Consider the following 17,256-nt stretch of genomic DNA (forward strand, 5'->3'; position numbering starts at 1 on the left):
AAGCGCCCCGGAGGCATCCGGAAAGTGATGCCGGCAAGCACCAGGCCTGTGCTGGGAGGCAAGTGCGCAGGCGACGACCCTCTCGCCGCGATGCTGCATGGCGACGCCATGGCGGAACTGCGGACGCCGCGGGGAGCGGTGAGAAAACGAGCGGCGAAGAGGCCCCTGCGTGCTGGCACGGAGGCGGCACGCGCACCATGCGCCTCGGCGCCGAGAGCGCAGATTCAAGCACGTGCCTGGCACGCCGCTCATCCATGATCCCGATGAGAGGCATGACCATCACCTGCTCGGTGATCGGGATCATCGGCGTGGACAGCTCCGCTAGCCGGCTCTGTACGTAAAGCGCAACGCTTTGGCGGGTCGCGATGGGCAGGACGTGGGCGAGGTGCGCGCGGCGCTCGGTCGATGGATCGTCGAGATCGCGGGCACTCGGCAGCACGGCACGACGAAGAGAAGACCGCCTCACTGACGAGCTGGTGCCGGTGCTCAAGAAGCTGCGGCTGTCGGGCGTGCTGCAGTCGCTGGAAGTGCGCGTGCGGCAGGCCGTCGATGAGCAGCTCTCGCACGAGGAGTTCCTCGTGCGGCTGCTGTCCGACGAGGTGGATCGCCGCGATGGTCGCCAGTTCGATCAGCGCGCCCGCCGAGCGGGCTTCGACCACCCCGCACCGGGTTCGGCTGGTGGTCGACGCGGACGCGGGGACAGCGGTGGCGACGTGGAGCACCGTGCCCCTGACCAGCCCCAGTCTGGCGTTGCATTTGCGGTGGCCGCTGATGACGCGGCCCGACGTCGCGTAGGTGATGTTGGCCTGATCATTGGATGGAGTTCGGCGCCCGGCGACCAGGAACCGCCGCCGCAGCTGCCGCTCGGACAACCCCACCGCGGCCGCGTGCTGCGCGACCGGCGCGCCGGGCGCGGCGTGCGTGGCCTGGATCACCCGAGGTATCGCCCGGCCGGGCGAGCGTGCCGGCTGCCGTGGCGCCTGGAAAGGATCGTCGAAGCCAGGCAGCGGCATTCCGTCCAGCGATACCTCGTCCGCCCCGATGCCCAACATTGAGGCGCACGTTCCCGGCCGCAGCCGTACGCCCGTCAACGGCTCCGGCAGGCTCCCGGTCCGGGCCACGGTCTCGGGCCCCGCCAGCCACAGCGAGCCGTCCGCGAAAACCAGCAGGTCAACGGCTGGTTGCGGCAGCGCGACCGCCAGCTCGCCCACCCGGCGCCACACCGGCTGACACGGTCAGCCAGGTCGGCAGGCGGGGCGACACGTATAGAACTTTCTACGATCCGCCCCCCTCCTGAAAATGCGACGCTATATCAACAATCTATCCACCCATTGAAGAGGTCGCCTTCACTCCATAGCTTGCGGGGATGCGGCGCACGTGCAGCTGACTCGCGTCCATCGCCCGACATCCACGCACGACGGGGCCGGTCATGGGCGGTGCCGCACTTCCCATACCCTCGCAGCGAGACAAAGAGTAAAGAGAGTACGCCGTAAGGAGGCTTATATGCGTATTGTTCGTGTGCAAACTTATGCTTTTGCTGTCGTCCTGACCACTGGCGCGTGCGGGTCGCAGGGCGAGGACTCTGCTGCCGGAAGCGATGGCGCGACTGGCGGATCCGACGGCGTAGCCGCCAAGGCGGTAGCCGGCGGCGTGGCCACCGACGCGGGAGCCGGCGGCGTGGCCACCGACGCGGGGGCCGGCGGCGTGGCCACCGACGCGGGAGCCGGCGGCAGCACGGCATCCGGCGACGCGTCCGTGCCTGGGCAGAGCTGCGACGAGCCAACCCCGTGGGCGCTCCCTGCATCCAAAAAGGTCGTGGGCGACGGGACGGCCGCGAGCTGCACGGCCGACGCTCTGAGCCAGGCCGTCACTGCAGGTGGACACGTCACCTTCAATTGCGGGGATTCCCCGGTAACGATCGCGATCTCGACTCCAATCCAGGTCGGCGCCGAGACGGTCGTCGATGGGGAGGGGGAAATCACCCTCGACGGCGGCGGGACGTCACGGATCTTCATCGTGACCAACAAGCTGTCCGTGCGCAATCTGAGCTTCATCAACGGCAAGGCTCCGGACGACGGCAACGGAGGAGCCGTGAAGGGAGAGTGGAGGAGCAACGTGGAGGTGATCGGTTGCACGTTCGAGGACAACACCGCGGGTACTGCCGGAGGGGCCATCGGGGTCTGGACGGGCAGCTCGCTGACGGTCGTGGCGAGTCAGTTCCGACGCAACAAGTCCGGGTATGGCGGGGCCATCTACAGCCTGTGGTCGCCTTTGCACATCGTGAATTCTGAGTTCACCGACAACTCGGCCTTCGTTGACTCCAACGGGGGCGCCATCGGGACCGATGGAGCATTGGACCCCGCGTACAGGAACCCGCAGGACGGGGTCGATACCGCGGGAGGCACGGTCGAGATCTGCGGAAGCCGGTTCCAGAACAACGAGGCTTATGGGTCAGGGGGCGCGGCGTTTTTGTGGGTGTATCCGCCGGACAAGGTCATCATCGACCGCTGCACCGTCGAGGGGAACACGCTCGGCAAGGACTCAGGTGGCACCGGCGTGGCCCTGGGCGGCGGCATGCGCGTCAGCAATGGCGAGATCACCATCAAAGGCACGAGCTTCCTCTCCAACATCGGCGAGACTCACGGCGGGGGGCTCTACCTCGACTGCGACCCGACCTGCACCATCACCGACTCCACGTTCTACTCGAACAAGGCCACGGACGGCTACGGCGGCGCGATCTTCGGGGACAAGCTGCGCGTGAACAACGTGACCTTCGCGAAGAACTTCGCCAAGGGGCACGGTGGCGCTCTCTTCGGTGGCAGCGATTGGGTCTTCAAGAACACGGTGTTCGCCGACAACAAGGCGGGCAATCCCTGGGGCCAGGCCTATAGTTGCTCCGCGACGGGTACCGGCGACCACGTCCTTCAGTGGGTGACCGACTTCAAGGGCGTGGGGTCGGATCCGTGCATCTCCAATCCAACCGCCGCCGACCCGAAGTTGGCGGATCCTGCCGATAACGGAGGTATCACCTTCACGATGCTGCCCGGCGCGGGCAGCCCCGTGCTGGGAGCCGGAGCGGGCTGCGAACCTGTGGACCAACGAGGGCAGCCGCGCGATACCGCCGCGTGCGATCTGGGTGCCGTCGAGGTTCCGTAGCGGCGTGCCCGCTTGACATCGCTCGGCGAAGGTCGCGGCACGGTCTGGCGGCTATGCGGAGGGCTGGGGCTCGCTACGCCACCCCGACGGTTCTCCCGCCTGACGGCAGTGTCGTTGGGCCGGCAGAGTGCGGGGACGACAGGTCCAACGAGTTCACTCGGTCGTGTAATATTGTCTATCCCACGCTGGCCGGGGGCGCCTCGCTCCCGGGTCGTCGAACGCGGCGTCCCGCGCGCCCCCGCGGTGACGTGCGGCGTTACGCTGGGTTCGCCAGCGCGAGGGTGGCCCAGGCGGAGGTGACGGCCCCCTTGTCTCGGCAGTGAAAGAACATCTTCTCGGCGGGGCCCGTCTCGAACCAGTAATAGAGCATGGGCTCGCCCTCCCAGCCGTCGGGCTTTTTGCGCGCGCGAAGCCACGATTTTGCCTTCCGGAGGGCGGCCGTGCCCGCTTCGCCCAGGGCTTCGAGCGCGAGCACCGCCGCCGAGGTCTCGAGCACCGTCTCGCCCCAGCTGCCGTCGTGGCCCTGGGTCGCGAGAATGAAGGCGGTCGCCCGCCATAGCTGGGGGCGGTACCTCTCGCCGTGAATGCCCAAGAGCTTGGCGGCGTGCAGCGTCGTCACGAACTTCGAAGAGAACCAGATGCTGCTCCAGTAGCCTTCCGGCTCTTGCAGCCCCGCGACGTACTGCGTGCAGGCGCCGACTTCTTGCGCGTAGCGCTCTGGCGCGACGCGGTGCAAGAGGTGGCCGGCGTGGGCCGACACGTACACGGAGGGCCCGAGCCAGTAGTCGGCGAGCCCCTGTGCGCACCCTTTGATCTCGGCCCGGCGCTCCGACAGGCTGTGAAACGCGCCTTGCGGCCGAGAGTAAAAGAGCTCGACCAGGCGGTCTAGCTTCGGCTGAAGTACGTCGCGGCCCACGCCCGCCGCGACCAGGCCCTCCAAGACGAGCAGGCTGTCGTCGGCCGTCACGCCGAAGCCAACCTGATACTCCCACAGCGATTCGCGCGCGCTTTGCAGCAGATATTCGGTGAGCGGCCGGCTCGGGTTCGCCTGCAGCAGTAGCCCGTAGTAAGAAATGTTGCACTCGCTCTTGGTCTGAACGAACGCGGGCCGCTCGCCCGCCAGTCGGTAGATGGTCGTCTCGATCAAGGTCTGCGAGCGAAACGCCTCGACCTCGGCCGGCACGTCGAGGTACGCCCGCACGCTCTCGGCCGCCCTCTTGCCAGACTGCAAGGCCTGGGTCGTGCCGAAGGGCAGAACGTTGTCTGGCTCGACGAAGACGTAGTCGCCGGCCAAGAAGATGCGCTCGCAGGCGCGGGCCTCCCAGTCGGTCCATTTGGCGTAACTCGCGGGCGAGATGCGAGGGCCTACCGTGGGCCAGCGGTGCACGTCCGCGAAGCGGAGCGTCTTCTCGGAGAGCGCGCCGACCTTCAGCGCGCGGGCGTGCTCGAGCGTCCGGCGGACGATCTCTTCGTGCGGCAGGCCGCTCAGCGCCTCGGACGCTTCGCCCACGTAGTACACGAAGAGGGTGTCGGGCTTGCCGTCTCGCCCCCGGTGCTTGATGACGGTGTTGAACGGCAGGTCGGGGGTGACGACGTAGCTGAAGTCGGCGAGGTCGGCGCCCTCGAGGCCGAGCACCACCACGGTGCCTTCGCCGTACCGGAGCGAATCGAGGAAGACCCGGCACCGATCGTTGGTGAGGGTGGTGACGAGCCGCCTCGCCACCGGCGCCGGCGCCGTGCACACCACGGCGCGGGCGGCGAGGGTGTGGGTCTCTTCGCCGCGCCGGAAGACCACCTCGACCGAGCCGCCCTTCTCGGTCAGCGAGAGCACCTCGACGCCGGTCTCGAGCCGGCCCTCGAGCGGCCGCGCCAGCCCCTCGACGAGCGAGCCGTTCGCCGTCTCGTAGTGCCGCGTGGGAAACTTGATGAAGGCGTCGTGCTGCCGCTGCGGCAGGTACTCTCTCATATCGCCCGGGTGAATGAGGCGAAAGAAGCTGTTGAGGTGCCGGTACGCGCCCGGCAAGAGGGTGCTCGCGTCCTTCTCGGGGTCGGTTTCGAACGCGTCGAGCGTGTCGAGCTCGTGCGGCGCCAGGTCGAGCTGGCGCAGGCACTCTCTCACCGAGGTGCCGTAGTGAACTTTGCCCTGGGCGAAGAGCCCGATGCGCTCGCTCTCGGGGTGCAGCGCGGGCGTCCGCAGGGCGATCGGCGCCGCCGCGGGATCGTAGGCGAACACCGCGCCCAGGTCGTAGAAGCTCTCGCCCGCCGACTTCGTGTAGACGCGGCCCCCCGGGCGCGGCTCTTTCTCGAGGACGATGATGTTCCGGTCGCGCAGCGCGTGCGCGGCCGCCAGGCCCGCCAGGCCGGCCCCGATGATGGCCACGTCATAGGGGCCCGTGTTCTCGTGTTCGAAGAGTGTCATGTCATTCTCCCGCAAGGTTTTCGCCTACGAGGCGGCGTCGAGCACCACGAGGCTGACGACGGTCAGCAGCCGGCTCCCGAAGAAGGTCACGTCGGGTACCGCCAAGCGCAGCACGCGGTCTCGGTGTTGATCGAGCGGCGCCGCGAGCAGCGCGACGACGCTACCCCGCCAGAGAACGGCGGGCGCGAAGCAGACGAGCAAGAGCCTGCGCTGCTCGGGGCTGGCGAGGGCGCCGGCGAGCGAGAGCCCCGCCGCGGCGGCGAGCCAGAGCAAGGCCGCGGCGAGGCTGCTGCCCCTGCGCCCGAGCAGCGCGGCGAGCGTCTTGAGGCCCGCCCTCCGCTCTTCGGCGGCGTCGACGGCGCTCTCGGAGAGGAACACCGCGTACTCGGACAGCGAGACGAACAAGAAGGCCGGCCCCCACGCGGCCAGCGCGCGCGCGTCGCCCGAGGTGTGCAGGCCGAGGCCCGCGCCCCAGAGGGCGAAGTAGCTGACCAGGCAGGTCAGAAGGTGCCCCCACCAGTACGCCTTCAAGCGCCTGGCGGCCGCGGCGCCGGGCGACAGGTAATTGTAGGAATAAAGCACCGTCAGCGCGAGAAACGCGCCGAGCCCGAGGCCGGCCAAGGCGCGCCCTCGGGCCAGCAGCCAGCCGATGCCGGCCGCGCTCGCCAAGAGCTCGGCCGCCATGGCGCGGACGGTGAAGGTGCGGCTCACCGACAGCCAGCGGTAGAGCTCGGGCTTGGCGCTCGCGTCGAGCTCGGCGTCGGTGAGGACGTTGACGTGGGTCATGAACGCGGAGCTCGCGAGCAACGTGAGCAGCGCGACGGCGGCGGCGCCGGCGTCGACGGGCGCGGGCGAGACCAGCATGCCGCCGAAGAGGAGAAGGGTGAGCGGCAGGTTTTTCTTCCAACGCGCCGCGCGCCACAGCCCGAGAAAGGCAGGGGGCGGGCGCGCGGCGCTCGTAGGGCGCGAAACGGTAACGGAAGGCGGCGAATGGAGCGAGGAAGCCGGCATGGTGGTCCTGCCAGGCGCGCGGCGGCGGGCTAGGCTTTGCGCAATGGTCGTTCGGAACGCCGACGAAGCCGCGGTCGTCGCGCTCGAACGGCCGGAGCCGGTTTTGCTCGTAAGGTCGTTAGGACCCGGTCCAAAATAACTTTTCATTTTCATACTCAATTCGTATGCGAGCAATCGCGATTATGTCGCGCGTGGCGCGCAGTCGCTCGCGCAGGTGCGCGGCCCATCGCACTTCGCCGGCCCCGCCGGCCGAGGCCTCAGGCGAACGAGAAGCGGTTCAGCGCGTCGAAGTACCGCCACATGGCGCGCATCATCTCTTCGGCCGCGCCCCAGAATTGGCGCAGCCGCTCGGGGTCTTGGGGCAGGTGTTGGGGCACCTCGTAGATGCCCTGGACGTGCTCGAGCTCGACGACGTCGTGGCACTGCGACCAGCGCATGGCCTCCTCCGATAGCGCGAGCCGCCCCATCACCTGGCTGATATGAACGATGATGTCCGAAGCGATGATCTCGGTGCCGACGTAGGCGCCGAGGCTCTGGTCGACGTCGTCCGAGCCGAGGCACTGCTTCAGCTCTTGAATCAGCCGCTTCTGCGGCTCGCGCATGAACTCCATCGCCGCGCCGTCGGCCCAAGCCTCGAGCCCCTTGACCATGTCGCGGTACAGGTTGGGGTGGCCGTCGTCGGTGAACTTGCCCCGGCCGAGCTCGTCGTGCACCTGGCTCACGAGAATGCTGACCACGGGCTTGTTGGTGTCCCACAGCCGGTGCGCCAGCAGAGTGAGGTAGCGGCCCAGCACCTCGCTGAACTCGAAGCCGAGCTGCAACATCGTGTGCAAGAACCGAGGGTCTTTGGCGTCGGCGCGCTGAAAGAACGGGTGGTGGCGCATCATCAGATGCCCGAGCCGCTGCTCAACCTCACTGACCACGGCGCCCGGCCGCGGCTCGATGTTCGTCGCAAGTTCCATGGTTCACTCCGTGACGTTCGAAGCAGCGACGGCGAGGTCCCGGCGCAGTCCAACGAATAGGCGTTTGCGGGACTGCGCCTGAGCAGCAGCGGCGGCGAGGTCCCGGCGCATCGCGTCGGCGTTCCAGTCCCAGGCGACCGCCGACGCGCCCGGCTTGGCGAACTCGCTGTCGGACGCGAACGCGTCGTCGGGCGGCTGCGCCTCGTAGTCGGGCGCGCTCGCGCGCGCCGCGGCGCGGGCGTCGGCCTGGACCAGCGCGGCCGGGGCCGAGGTGCCGGGGAGCAGATGACGATGGATGTCGGCGAGCGTCCGCGGGCCGTCCTCGATGTCCGCGAGCCGGCGCTGCGCGGCGTCGCGATAGGCGCGCAGATCCTCGTAAACCTCGAGCGAGCCGTCGGCGCTCTCGGTGAATTTGACGGTGTGGGTGAGGCTGAGCCGCACCTCCGCGAGCGTCACGTCGGCCTCGGCGCGCGTCTCGGCGTCGCCGCGCTCCAGGGGCGCGCTCGTCTCCCACAGCTCCGCTTCGGACAGATCCATCTCGGACTGCTCCGGCTCCGGATCGGCGCTGGAGCACGCCGCGGCGAGCCCGGACAGCGTTGGGACCGCGACGAGGGAGCGTGCTACATGGAATCGGATTCGCATCATGATGAGGTCCACTTTCGTGCTGTGTTGACGGTCGTGAGGTGGCGCTCAGCCGCTCCCGCCCCGCGGGCCCCGGCCGCCTCCCCGTATTCGATGGAGGCTTATGCGCGGCGCCCTCCGGGGCTGACATCGCACGCCGCCTTCTTGCTCGTCAGGTGACGCTTACCCGAGCCCCTCGCCGGCTCCGCCGCCCTGGGCTCCCCGCGAACGCCGCCGCGTGCTCTCGGGCCCACCGCGCGAACGTGCAGGCCGGCCGCCCGGTCACCCGCGCGACGGTCGGGACGACCGTGTAGCCGATCTTCGGCGTGTTTCCGTAGATCTCGACGAAGCACCTCCGGCCCGGTGAGCGTGTACTTCTTCCCGGCGTGGCCGTCCTGGGTCAGCGCCGCGACAGCGACAGCGGCGATGTCGGCCTCGTGGACCACCGCGCTCAGCCGGTCGCAGAACGGCTCGCGCACAATCCCCTCGTCGCGGATCGACGCCGCCCACTCGAGGTGGTTCGCCATGAACTCCACCGGCTGAAGGATTGAGCGAGAGCCGCACCAGGCCGTCCTGCTGCGGCTCGACGCGCTCCTTTGCGATCGGGGGTCGCAGCGCGTAACGCAGCAGCGCCTCCCTCGCCGCGGCATGGTGCGCACCGGCGCGCGTCGCTGCGTGCAAGGTGAAGCCATCGAGCGCAGCGCACAGCGGCTTGTCGTACGCGAGCGCGCTCGGAGAAGACGGCGAGAGCCCGCGGAGCCATTGCGGGGCGACGACGTGTGGCGCGGCTCTCGTCCCGAGACGGCGACAGAGCGCTGCCTCGGGCTCGTCGTCCTCCTCGACGTCGTGCTCGCTCTCGAGATTCCCGTGCCGCCGGAAGTAACGGAGCATCCGCCCGACGGCGTGCTCTATGACCTGACCGACCGCGCGAGTTGGAAGATGACCGAGTTCGCTCCACACGAGCTCGGTGCCGTCTTCGTGATAAGCCCCGTCGAGGAAGACCACGTGCAGATGCGGATTGAGCCGCATGTCGCCGGACGTGCGTTGCACGACGGTCACCGCGCCGCTCTTGACCGCGCCGCACGCGCCTCGGCGCGCACCGCGCTCTTCGTAGAACCGCTCCACGCTCTCGACGAAGAGGCGGGTCAGCACCCCGAACAACGCCCCGTCCTGGCGAGCCTGCGCCGCCACGGAAACGGAAACGTCAACACCCACGGCCTGAACGCCACCTCGGGCAGGACGTCCTCGATCAGGTTCGCCGCCGTGGCACACATGCGTCGGCCCAGACACGACGGGCAGAAACCGCGTCCTTTACAGCTGAAGGCGACCAGCCGACTGTCTTCGCAGCGGTGGCACCGGAGCCGCGCGAACCCGCGGCAGAGCAGCCCGCAGTCGAGGTAGGCTTCGAGCTCCTTCTTCGCGTGCTTGGGTATCCGGACCGCGATGGCGCCGTCGTCGATGGCCCCGTACAGCGTCTCCACATTGTCGCGCACGATCTCGTAGAGCGTCGTCTTCTCGGGGCGACGGCGCTCGTAGACGACGCCCGTGGTGCGAGCCGCGCTGGCCACACGGCGCCGACACCGCACGCCGCACGCCACGCGGTGAGGGCGCGTTTTCGCCGCGAATTTCGACAACCCGCCGGGCTATCGCCCATGGCGATGCCATGGCGGAGCGGCGGGCCGGGGGGCGGCGACCGTCCGCCCTTCAAGGCTCGCTCAGGCGCCCTCCGGCCACACCGGTCGATCGCCGACGATGCGCAGCCCGTGGCGCTCCAGGTAGGCGCGGCACCAGGCGTCCAGCGCCTCGCGCCGGCCGACCCGGCGGATCGCCGTGTAGAGCACGAGCTCGCGCAGCTTCATGAACCGGTCGATCTCCGCAAGCCACCGCGCGGAGAGCGCGTTTTCCCGGGCATATCCGTCGAGGAACCGGTCGCGAAACCTCCGGAGGAGCTCGATCGGACGGCCGGGGCCGAGCGGGTCGATGGCGGCGTAGAAGAGGACGATCCCGAGATCGCTCGCGAACCACTCGTACGCGCAGTCGTCGAAATCGATCAGCGTGAGCGCGTCGCCGTCCTTGAGCACGTTCCCGAAGTGGGCGTCCGTGTGCACCAGACCGAAGGCGTCCGGGTCCGTCGGCAAGGCCCGGAGCTCCTCGACGAGCCGCTCGAGCCGGCCGCCGATCGGCTCGCGCTCGTCCTCGGGCAAGAGCTCCCGCGCGTTGGCGAAGTCGCCGTCTTCATGCCACGCGTGGCGCCGCCGCGACGATGGCGGGACGTAGGCCCGGGTCGCGGCGTGCAGCCGGCCCAGGAGGCGCCCCCAGGCGGTCGCCACGCCCGGCGTCAGGTCGCCGGCCGACAGCGGCGCCCCGGGCGCCTTCGCGTAGGCGCGCGCGCAGACGGCCTGGCCGGGCTCGCCGAGCAGCGCCGCATAGCGGCCGTCGGCCGCCCGGATCGGCGGCGCGGCAGGGACGCCCCGCGCCGTCAGGAACTCCAGCCATTCGCACTCCGCCTCGACCGCATCCGGCGACCGGTGCTCGGGATCCCCGAGCTTCAGGACGAGCGCGCCGCCCGGGCCCCGCGCCTCGAAGACCTGGCTCTCGAAGCCTCCGAGGAACCGGCAGCTCGCCGGATCGGCCCCGTACAGCGCGAGCGCGCGCGCGAGGACCGCGGGATCGACGCGAGCCGTCACGTCCGCACCCGGGATAGCCGCGCGGTCAGCGCTGGCCGCCTTGCGGCGGGCACGCGACCCGCTGGGGCGGCGGCGGGTTGCACATGATGACCACGGGAGGGCCCCCGTCGCGCGAGGGCCGAGGACGCGGGCAGGGGTTGGGCAAGAACTGCTTGCACGAGCCGTCCGGGAATCGGACCACCCTCCCCCCCTCCGCGGGCGGCGGGAGCGGCCCATCCGCGCCCTGCGCCGCCGTCGCCCCGGCGTCCTGCGGTGTCTCTGGCGCAGGCGCGTCCTGCGCCGCCGTCGCCCCAGCGTCCTGGAGCGCCTCGGCGGCGGCCTCGTCCTCCGCGCCGAGCGTGCCCGTTGGCGGGAGCTCCGGGCGCGGCGGATTGGCCATCTCCTCCGGCGGAGGGGGCGGCGGTTGGGCCGACCCGCAGGCGGCCGCACCGCTGGCCACGGTCACGAGGAACGAGGACGCGAGCGCGCGGCGGCGCCGGCGCGACGATGGCTCCATGGCGCGCATCGTAGACCCACGACCCGACCCGCGTCACCCGAACGACGACCACCGCGGCGCGCTCCAGACCAGACGCGCGGGTCGAGGCCGGCGACAGCGCCGCGAGCGCCCGGTGACGCGAGCTCGCGCGGAGAGAACGCCGCGGGAAGAGGCGAAGACCCGCTTCGGGAAGACGGTGGCCTTGATCCGAGCGTGACGAGGCGCCGCGCTGCGAGGGCGGCGGCCGCGAGGACGGCGACGGGCGAGCGGCCTACTTGAAGATCTTCATGTGCGGACGCGCCATCAAGCGGTCCACGTAGGCCTCCAGCTTGGGCCGCCCCGGCGGCCCGCCCCACAGGCGCTTCCAGATGAACATCGAGCCGATCATCACGTCGGCCGCGGTGAACCAGTCGCCGAACAGGTACGGACCGTCCCCGAGCTCGCCCTCGACGACGTCCATGGCCGTCTCGAAATTCGTCCACCCCCGCTGCGGCGTCGTCTCGACCTTCATCAGGAGATCGCCCATCGCCGGCTCGAGCTGCGAGGTCGAGTAGACCATCAGCGACAGATAACGCCCCCGCTGGGGCGAGCCGATGGAGGGCGCCAGCCGGGCCTCCGGGAACTTGTCCGCCAGATACAGACAGATCGCCGCGTTCTCGAAGAGCTTGGCTTCTCCATCCACGAGCGCAGGCAGCTTGCCAGCCGGGTTGATCTTCAAAAACTCCGGCGCCTTGTGCTCCCGCTTCTCGAAGTCGATGGGTACGAGGTCGTACGTGGCGCCGCACTCGTCCAGCATCCACCTGGTGATCGCCGCGCGGCTCCGCGGGTTGTAGTAGAGCTTCATCGCAATCTCCCTCGAGTGGTCTGATGAAACACGGCGAGCATGCCAGAACCTCAGGATGCATTCCAGCGCTCAGCGACGGTATTTCAGATCACACCGCCAGCGGTTCGCGCTCTTCCTCGCTTCGCATGGCAAACGCCGACGCGAGCTCGCAATGCAGTGAGCGCAAGCCCGAGGGGTTGAGTTCGCTCAGGACGGAGAGGTTGCACGGAGCCGGAGGTGCACGGACAGGAGCCGAGGCGGGTCGTTCCTGGCGGCCTCTGCGTCGCGCCACTCGCCCAGGTGGACGAGCTCGTACCCGGACGACAGGCCCGCATTCACGTACTCGGAGACGTCGTGCAGGAACGCGGGCACGCGCTCGGGCTCGCCCGTCTCCCGGTTGACGAAGTTGGCCTGACCTCCGCGCATCTGCCGCGTGGGGTGCAGCTCGCACAGGAAGAGCTCGCCGCCAGGCCGCAGGGCGCGCGCGGCCTCGGCGAAGATCGCGTCGACATGCTCGATGTGCTCCAGCACGAGCATGGCAATCACCACGTCGGACGAGCCGGAAGCGGCCGGCCAGGGAGAGCGGATGTCGTGCTGCGCGAACCGGACGCGCGGGGAGTCCACGCGCGCCCTCGCCTGCCGCAGCATCCCTTCGGAGAAATCCAGCGCGAGGACGCTCCCGGCGCGCTCGGCGAGCCACTGCGTGTTGAGCCCCGTGCCGCAGCCGATCTCGATCACGTCGCGGCCGGCGAGCGCCAGGCCCCGCTCCCGGAGGACGGCAGCCGAGAGCTCGCGGGTCCGGTTGGGGTCGTTGTCGTACGTCGCGGACCAGCGATCGTAGGCCGTGGCGATCTCGGGCTTGTTCGGAGAGGTGGACATCGGCGGCCCTCCCTACAACCCGAGCTCGGTCAGCCCCGGATGATCGTCCGGACGGCGCCCGAGCGGCCAGTGGAACTTCCGGTCCTCCGCCGCGATGCGCACGTCATTGATGCTCGCCTCGCGCCGCCGCATCAACCCGTGCGCGTCGAACTCCCATTGCTCGTTGCCATGGGACCGGTACCAAGTGCCGCTGTCGTCGTGCCATTCGTAGGCGAAGCGCACCGCGATCCGGTCGCCCGTGAACGCCCAGACCTCCTTGATCAGGCGATAGTCCAGCTCCCGCTGCCACTTGCGGTGCAGGAACGCCTCGATCGCCTCCCTGCCCTGGAAGAACTCGGCCCGGTTCCGCCAGCGGCTATCGACGGTGTACGCCAGGGCCACGCGCGCGGGCTCCCGGCTGTTCCAGGCGTCCTCGGCCAGCCGCGCTTTCCGGGCGGCGGTCTCGGCGGTGAAGGGCGGCAACGGCGGACGCGACGCGGCGGGCTCCTGGCTCACGGCGCAAACCATCGTCGAATCTCCCGTCCCGGGCAACCCCTTTTCGTGCTCGGGGGCTCTCCCGCTCTCCTCCTCCAGCCCACACGCGCGGCCGCCGCTCGGGCCCGCTGCCCCCGGGCAATCGTCGCCGCGGACCCGGCGCGGGCGCCCTGGGAGCCGCGGCGGGGCTTGACGCTCGCGCGGTCGAGGAGAACTCGTTAGAGTTGCTCTGCGCCTGGAGGCGCCCGCACGCTCGATGGAACGATGACCCTCCCGAATGCACCTCGGCGACACGACCTCGGCGCGGGCTGCCGGCCTCGCGGCCGCAGCGAGCCCGCTCGTCCGGAGGTGGCCGGCCCGAGCGGCGCGGCGCCGGCGGCGGGCCCTCGCGCCCGGGGCGCGGGGCCGTGAGCTCCGATCCGCCGGGCGCCGACTACCTCGACGCGATCTTCGCGGCGATCCGCGGGGGCGCGGCCCAGCTCACGGCGATGAAGGCGTGGCTCGGCAGCGCCCAGCGCGCCGCGTCCTCGTCCTCGTGGCGCTTTCAGTTCCTCGCCGCCGCGCGCGCGGCGCACCGGCGAGCCGGCGCCTACCTCGACGAGACGGAGGAGCGGCTGCGCCGGCTCGGCCCCGACGATCAGGTCCCGGCCCCGCTCGACAAGCTCCCGAGGAACGTCGCCGCGATGCGCGCGGATCTCCGCGCCGAGGAGCAGCACCTGCATCGCCTCGAGACGGAGGCCACCGCCCGGCACGAGCCGAGCAGCTCTGGAGCGCGAGGGAAGCAGAGCGCCTCCTGATACCGCGGGTCGGAAAACCCGCCAGGAATCTGCCCCGCGCGAGGAGAGAGATCTCAACGCAAAGGCGCCAGGGCCATAAAGGCGCAAAAAAATAACATTGTTGTTTTGCGCCTTTGCGCCTGCGAGACGTCGACGAGCATGCCAATCCGCTGCATCTCGCGCACCACCTCCTCGCCGAAGGGCGAGAGGCCGCGGTGGCGCGCGTTCGCGGGCTCGAGGGCGCCCCCCGCGGAGTCCGCCCAGTCGTTCGTGCTGAGGTGCGTGAGGGCCATGTAGCGGACGCCGAGGCGATGAAACGAGCGCAGCGCAGACAGGGAGTTCTCGATGGCGTGTCCCCCCTCGATGCCCACGAGCGCGGCGACCCGGCCCTCGCGCTTCGCGCGCCGCACTTCCCGAGCGCTCCTGGCGAGCACCAGGTCGGCGCCGTGGCGCTCGATCTGCCGGTGGATCCCGTCGATGAGATCGAGCGCGCGGCGCGCGGCGCCGCCGCGCAGGCCGGCCTGCTGCCCCGAGAGCGCGCCGACGTGGATCGGAAAGAGCTCGCCGGCGACGCCGGCCGCCTTGAGCCTTTCGAGATCGGCGCGCGCGGCCTCGCGGCTCAGGTTGGTGACATCGAACGCGCCGCCGACGACCGGAGACGGGATCCCGTTGTGGCCGTCGACGAGGATGGCCGCCGCGCGCAGGCGCGCCGCCCTCTGCTCCGGGCTCTCCGGGGCCGCGGGGCTCTCCGCGGCCCCGGGCGCCGCCGCGGCCCCGGACGCGGGCTCCTCGGCGGCGGGGGCATCGGACAGGGGCATCGCCGGCGGCGCAGGAGGAGCACAGGCCGCGAGCGCCGCGGCGGCGAGGAGCGCGAGGCGAGACAACGTGCGCACGGCCTCATCGTATCATGCGCACGCGCGTCGCACGGACGGCGAGCGGCAGAGCCCGCTCGCCGCCCAGCGAGCCGCGGTGCAGCGCCGCGGGCGCGCCGAAGCTGGATCAGCGCGGGAGGGGCATCCACGCGCCATCGGTCGGAACGTGGATGTGCGCGGGCAGGCGCTTCGTCGCGGCGCGCTGAACGAACGCCGTGACCGGCTCGCGGTAATGGCCAAAGGTGGTGTGGTGGATCGGGATCACGTGGCGCGGGCGGAGGAGCGCGGCGGCGGCGACGGCCTCCTCGGCGTCCATCGTGCGGAGGCCGCGCGCGCCGTCGACGCCGACCGCGCCGAGGTGCGGCAGCCACAGGTCGATGGGCGCGAACCGGGCCGCCACCGCGCGCATGGGCTCGGTGAAGACCGAATCGCCGGTCCAGTAGATCGAATAAGGCGTCGCGCCCTCCCAGCGCAGCACATACCCATTGCCCTTCCCGAGCGTCGCGTCGAGCGCCGCATCGTGGGAATGGTTCGCCGGGACGGCGAGGATCCGGAGGCGGCCGGCGCGGGTCGGAATGACCGTCTCGCCGTCCCAGTCGAGCGGCGTCAGCCTGGTGAACCCCGCGGCGCGCGCGGCGTCGGCCGCGTCGGGCGGGAGGACGAAGGTGACGTCCTTCGGGAGGGTCTCTCTCGCGACCGCGTCGAAGTGGTCGGCGTGGTTGTGGCTGAGGAGGATGACGTCGAGTCGCCCGAGCGGCTCGGCGGGAGGATCCGTGTAGCGGGCGACCGGCGCGTTCTCGACGCCGGTCGACGGGTGCTTCGGGAGGACGAACACGGCAGGCCCGCGCGGCCCGAGGACGGGATCGGTGAGGAGCCGGAGCCCGTCGCGCTCGAGGATCGCCGTCGGACCGCCGCGCCACTGGAGGCGCCCGCTCGAGGCATCGGCGGCGGCCGCCGGGCCGTCGGCCGGCCCGGCGCCGGCCGATGCGGCGGCCGGCGGGGCGCTGGCGTCGGCGCGGTTCGCCGGCGCGCACGCGGTCAGCAAGAGCGCGAGCAGCGGCGCGGCGAGGGCGGCCCCGCGCGCCGGCGGCGTCCGCGGGGGGCGCGCCGACCGCTGGCCGGGGCGGGGCTCCGCGCCGGCGCGGCGAGGGCTCGAGGGTTGCTCGGCATGCCGAATCGACATGCTCGGGACACACGGGATCTGGTTCATCGTCGTCGCCTCCCTGGCCGCGCGGTGGCGAGGAGCACCTCGGCGAGGGAACGCGCGCGCGCGGCCGCGCCCGGTCCCCCCTCGCGGACGGCAGTGACCGTCGCGCCGTCGATCAGAAGCAGGAGCTGCGGCGCCAGCGCGGCGGCGTCCGGCACGCCGGCCTCGCGCAGGAGCCCCTCGAGATAGTCGATGAGACGCTGCTTGTGGCGCTGCGACGCCTCGTGGGCGGGGTGGCTCCGGCTCGCGACCTCGACCATCGTGTTGAGGAACGCGCACCCGCGGAAGTCGTTCGCGGCGAACCGCTCGGAGAGCGCGTCGAAGACCGCGAGCGGCCGGTCCAGCGGGTCGCTCGCGAGGGCCTCGACGCGCCCGGCCAGCCACGCGCGGAAGCGCGCGTCGCGGGCGTCGAGCACCGCCACGAGCAGCTCGTCCTTGGTCCGGAAGTGGCGATAAAAGGTGGCCTTGGCGACGCCCGCCTCGGCGATCAAGCGATCGACGCCGACGGCGCGGTAGCCCTCCGCGTAAAAGAGGCGCTCCGCGACCTCGAGGATGTGGCTCCGGGCGTCGCTCACGCCCGCATTTAAGACAGACAGGTCTGTCTTGTCAAGGGCGCATGATGGTCGAGAGGATTCGGGCAGCGTTCGCAGAGAAGCTCCAGGACCGCACCGGGGAACCCCGCCGGCGCCGACGCGCGGGCCCGCGCGGAGCGCCAGAGCGACGCATGGCCACGCGCCTCTCGTCTGAACACATGGCCGCGCGCAAGGTCTCGATATGTCTCAGGCGCAGCCGGTCATCGGGCGGGCAGCGGCGCACTTCACGCGCGGTTCCGCGCAGCGACACGAACGTTCAAGCAAAAGCAGCTCGCGCGCACGGGAACGCGGCTCGCGCGCG

The 17,256-nt window shown here is 70.7% G+C and carries 16 protein-coding genes and 2 pseudogenes; 3 read left to right on the forward strand and 15 right to left on the reverse strand.

Going from position 1 to position 17,256, the window contains the following annotated elements; translation table 11 throughout:
• The first annotated feature begins 482 nt into the window (after nt 1–482).
• A complete protein-coding gene (locus WMF26_RS28835; protein ID WP_438002511.1) occupies nt 483–1,055 on the forward strand; it encodes a hypothetical protein in 573 nt (190 codons plus the stop codon).
• 448 nt (nt 1,056–1,503) lie between these two features.
• Nucleotides 1,504–3,156, forward strand: coding sequence for a choice-of-anchor Q domain-containing protein (locus tag WMF26_RS28840; protein ID WP_437995291.1), 1,653 nt, complete (start codon nt 1,504–1,506; stop codon nt 3,154–3,156).
• A 256-nt stretch (nt 3,157–3,412) separates the two neighbouring features.
• Here the strand turns inward: WMF26_RS28840 and WMF26_RS28845 are convergent, their stop codons facing one another.
• From WMF26_RS28845 to WMF26_RS28900, 12 genes and pseudogenes are all read right to left on the reverse strand, one after another.
• The gene (locus tag WMF26_RS28845; protein ID WP_437995292.1) at nt 3,413–5,575 is read right to left on the reverse strand and encodes an FAD-dependent oxidoreductase; all 2,163 of its coding nucleotides are present in this window, start codon (nt 5,573–5,575) and stop codon (nt 3,413–3,415) included.
• 24 nt (nt 5,576–5,599) lie between these two features.
• Nucleotides 5,600–6,739: a UbiA family prenyltransferase gene (locus WMF26_RS28850; protein WP_438002462.1), complete on the reverse strand. Its 1,140-nt coding sequence runs from the start codon at nt 6,737–6,739 to the stop codon at nt 5,600–5,602.
• Nucleotides 6,740–6,843: 104 nt separating this feature from the next.
• The gene (locus tag WMF26_RS28855; RefSeq protein ID WP_437995293.1) at nt 6,844–7,548 is read right to left on the reverse strand and encodes an iron-containing redox enzyme family protein; all 705 of its coding nucleotides are present in this window, start codon (nt 7,546–7,548) and stop codon (nt 6,844–6,846) included.
• Nucleotides 7,549–7,551: 3 nt separating this feature from the next.
• The gene (locus tag WMF26_RS28860; RefSeq protein WP_437995294.1) at nt 7,552–8,193 is read right to left on the reverse strand and encodes a hypothetical protein; all 642 of its coding nucleotides are present in this window, start codon (nt 8,191–8,193) and stop codon (nt 7,552–7,554) included.
• A gap of 148 nt (nt 8,194–8,341) precedes the next feature.
• Nucleotides 8,342–8,738: pseudogene (locus tag WMF26_RS28865) on the reverse strand (hydroxylase); the annotation flags it as partial.
• A 40-nt stretch (nt 8,739–8,778) separates the two neighbouring features.
• Nucleotides 8,779–9,198 (reverse strand): annotated as a pseudogene (locus WMF26_RS28870) (transposase); the annotation flags it as partial.
• A 116-nt stretch (nt 9,199–9,314) separates the two neighbouring features.
• Nucleotides 9,315–9,737 (reverse strand): transposase zinc-binding domain-containing protein, encoded by a 423-nt coding sequence (locus WMF26_RS28875; RefSeq protein ID WP_437995295.1) that lies wholly within the window; start codon nt 9,735–9,737, stop codon nt 9,315–9,317.
• Nucleotides 9,738–9,884: 147 nt separating this feature from the next.
• Complete coding sequence (locus WMF26_RS28880) at nt 9,885–10,856, reverse strand: phosphotransferase enzyme family protein (protein WP_437995296.1); 972 nt, start codon at nt 10,854–10,856, stop codon at nt 9,885–9,887.
• A 25-nt stretch (nt 10,857–10,881) separates the two neighbouring features.
• Nucleotides 10,882–11,352 (reverse strand): hypothetical protein, encoded by a 471-nt coding sequence (locus WMF26_RS28885; protein ID WP_437995297.1) that lies wholly within the window; start codon nt 11,350–11,352, stop codon nt 10,882–10,884.
• Between the two features lie 250 nt (nt 11,353–11,602).
• Nucleotides 11,603–12,175 carry a glutathione S-transferase family protein gene (locus tag WMF26_RS28890; RefSeq protein WP_437995298.1) on the reverse strand — a complete coding sequence of 191 codons (573 nt, stop codon included), beginning with the start codon at nt 12,173–12,175 and terminating at the stop codon, nt 11,603–11,605.
• A gap of 186 nt (nt 12,176–12,361) precedes the next feature.
• Nucleotides 12,362–13,033: a class I SAM-dependent methyltransferase gene (locus WMF26_RS28895; protein WP_437995299.1), complete on the reverse strand. Its 672-nt coding sequence runs from the start codon at nt 13,031–13,033 to the stop codon at nt 12,362–12,364.
• Between the two features lie 12 nt (nt 13,034–13,045).
• The gene (locus WMF26_RS28900) at nt 13,046–13,528 is read right to left on the reverse strand and encodes a DUF1348 family protein (RefSeq protein ID WP_437995300.1); all 483 of its coding nucleotides are present in this window, start codon (nt 13,526–13,528) and stop codon (nt 13,046–13,048) included.
• A 386-nt stretch (nt 13,529–13,914) separates the two neighbouring features.
• Here WMF26_RS28900 and WMF26_RS28905 point away from each other — a divergent pair, with 386 nt between their 5' ends.
• Nucleotides 13,915–14,304 carry a hypothetical protein gene (locus WMF26_RS28905; protein WP_437995301.1) on the forward strand — a complete coding sequence of 130 codons (390 nt, stop codon included), beginning with the start codon at nt 13,915–13,917 and terminating at the stop codon, nt 14,302–14,304.
• Nucleotides 14,305–14,357: 53 nt separating this feature from the next.
• Here the strand turns inward: WMF26_RS28905 and WMF26_RS28910 are convergent, their stop codons facing one another.
• The 3 genes from WMF26_RS28910 to WMF26_RS28920 form a co-directional block, all read right to left on the reverse strand.
• A complete protein-coding gene (locus tag WMF26_RS28910; protein WP_437995302.1) occupies nt 14,358–15,176 on the reverse strand; it encodes a dipeptidase in 819 nt (272 codons plus the stop codon).
• A 106-nt stretch (nt 15,177–15,282) separates the two neighbouring features.
• A complete protein-coding gene (locus tag WMF26_RS28915; protein WP_437995303.1) occupies nt 15,283–16,365 on the reverse strand; it encodes an MBL fold metallo-hydrolase in 1,083 nt (360 codons plus the stop codon).
• The gene (locus WMF26_RS28920) at nt 16,362–16,937 is read right to left on the reverse strand and encodes a TetR/AcrR family transcriptional regulator (RefSeq protein ID WP_437331634.1); all 576 of its coding nucleotides are present in this window, start codon (nt 16,935–16,937) and stop codon (nt 16,362–16,364) included. The genes WMF26_RS28915 and WMF26_RS28920 overlap by 4 nt, the downstream gene beginning before the upstream one ends.
• Nucleotides 16,938–17,256: the final 319 nt, after the last annotated feature.

It is taken from the genome of Sorangium sp. So ce185 (assembly GCF_051526825.1).
Classification (GTDB): domain Bacteria; phylum Myxococcota_A; class Polyangia; order Polyangiales; family Polyangiaceae; genus Sorangium; species Sorangium cellulosum_D.

Coding starts and splice junctions, on each gene's coding strand:
- WMF26_RS28840 (WP_437995291.1), top strand. CDS start 1,504: ATGCGTATTGTTCGTGTGCAAACTTATGCTTTTGCTGTCGTCCTGACC.
- WMF26_RS28850 (WP_438002462.1), bottom strand. CDS start 6,739: ATGAAAATGAAAAGTTATTTTGGACCGGGTCCTAACGACCTTACGAGC.
- WMF26_RS28915 (WP_437995303.1), bottom strand. CDS start 16,365: ATGAACCAGATCCCGTGTGTCCCGAGCATGTCGATTCGGCATGCCGAG.
- WMF26_RS28890 (WP_437995298.1), bottom strand. CDS start 12,175: ATGAAGCTCTACTACAACCCGCGGAGCCGCGCGGCGATCACCAGGTGG.
- WMF26_RS28845 (WP_437995292.1), bottom strand. CDS start 5,575: ATGACACTCTTCGAACACGAGAACACGGGCCCCTATGACGTGGCCATC.
- WMF26_RS28895 (WP_437995299.1), bottom strand. CDS start 13,033: ATGTCCACCTCTCCGAACAAGCCCGAGATCGCCACGGCCTACGATCGC.
- WMF26_RS28855 (WP_437995293.1), bottom strand. CDS start 7,548: ATGGAACTTGCGACGAACATCGAGCCGCGGCCGGGCGCCGTGGTCAGT.
- WMF26_RS28860 (WP_437995294.1), bottom strand. CDS start 8,193: ATGATGCGAATCCGATTCCATGTAGCACGCTCCCTCGTCGCGGTCCCA.
- WMF26_RS28885 (WP_437995297.1), bottom strand. CDS start 11,352: ATGGAGCCATCGTCGCGCCGGCGCCGCCGCGCGCTCGCGTCCTCGTTC.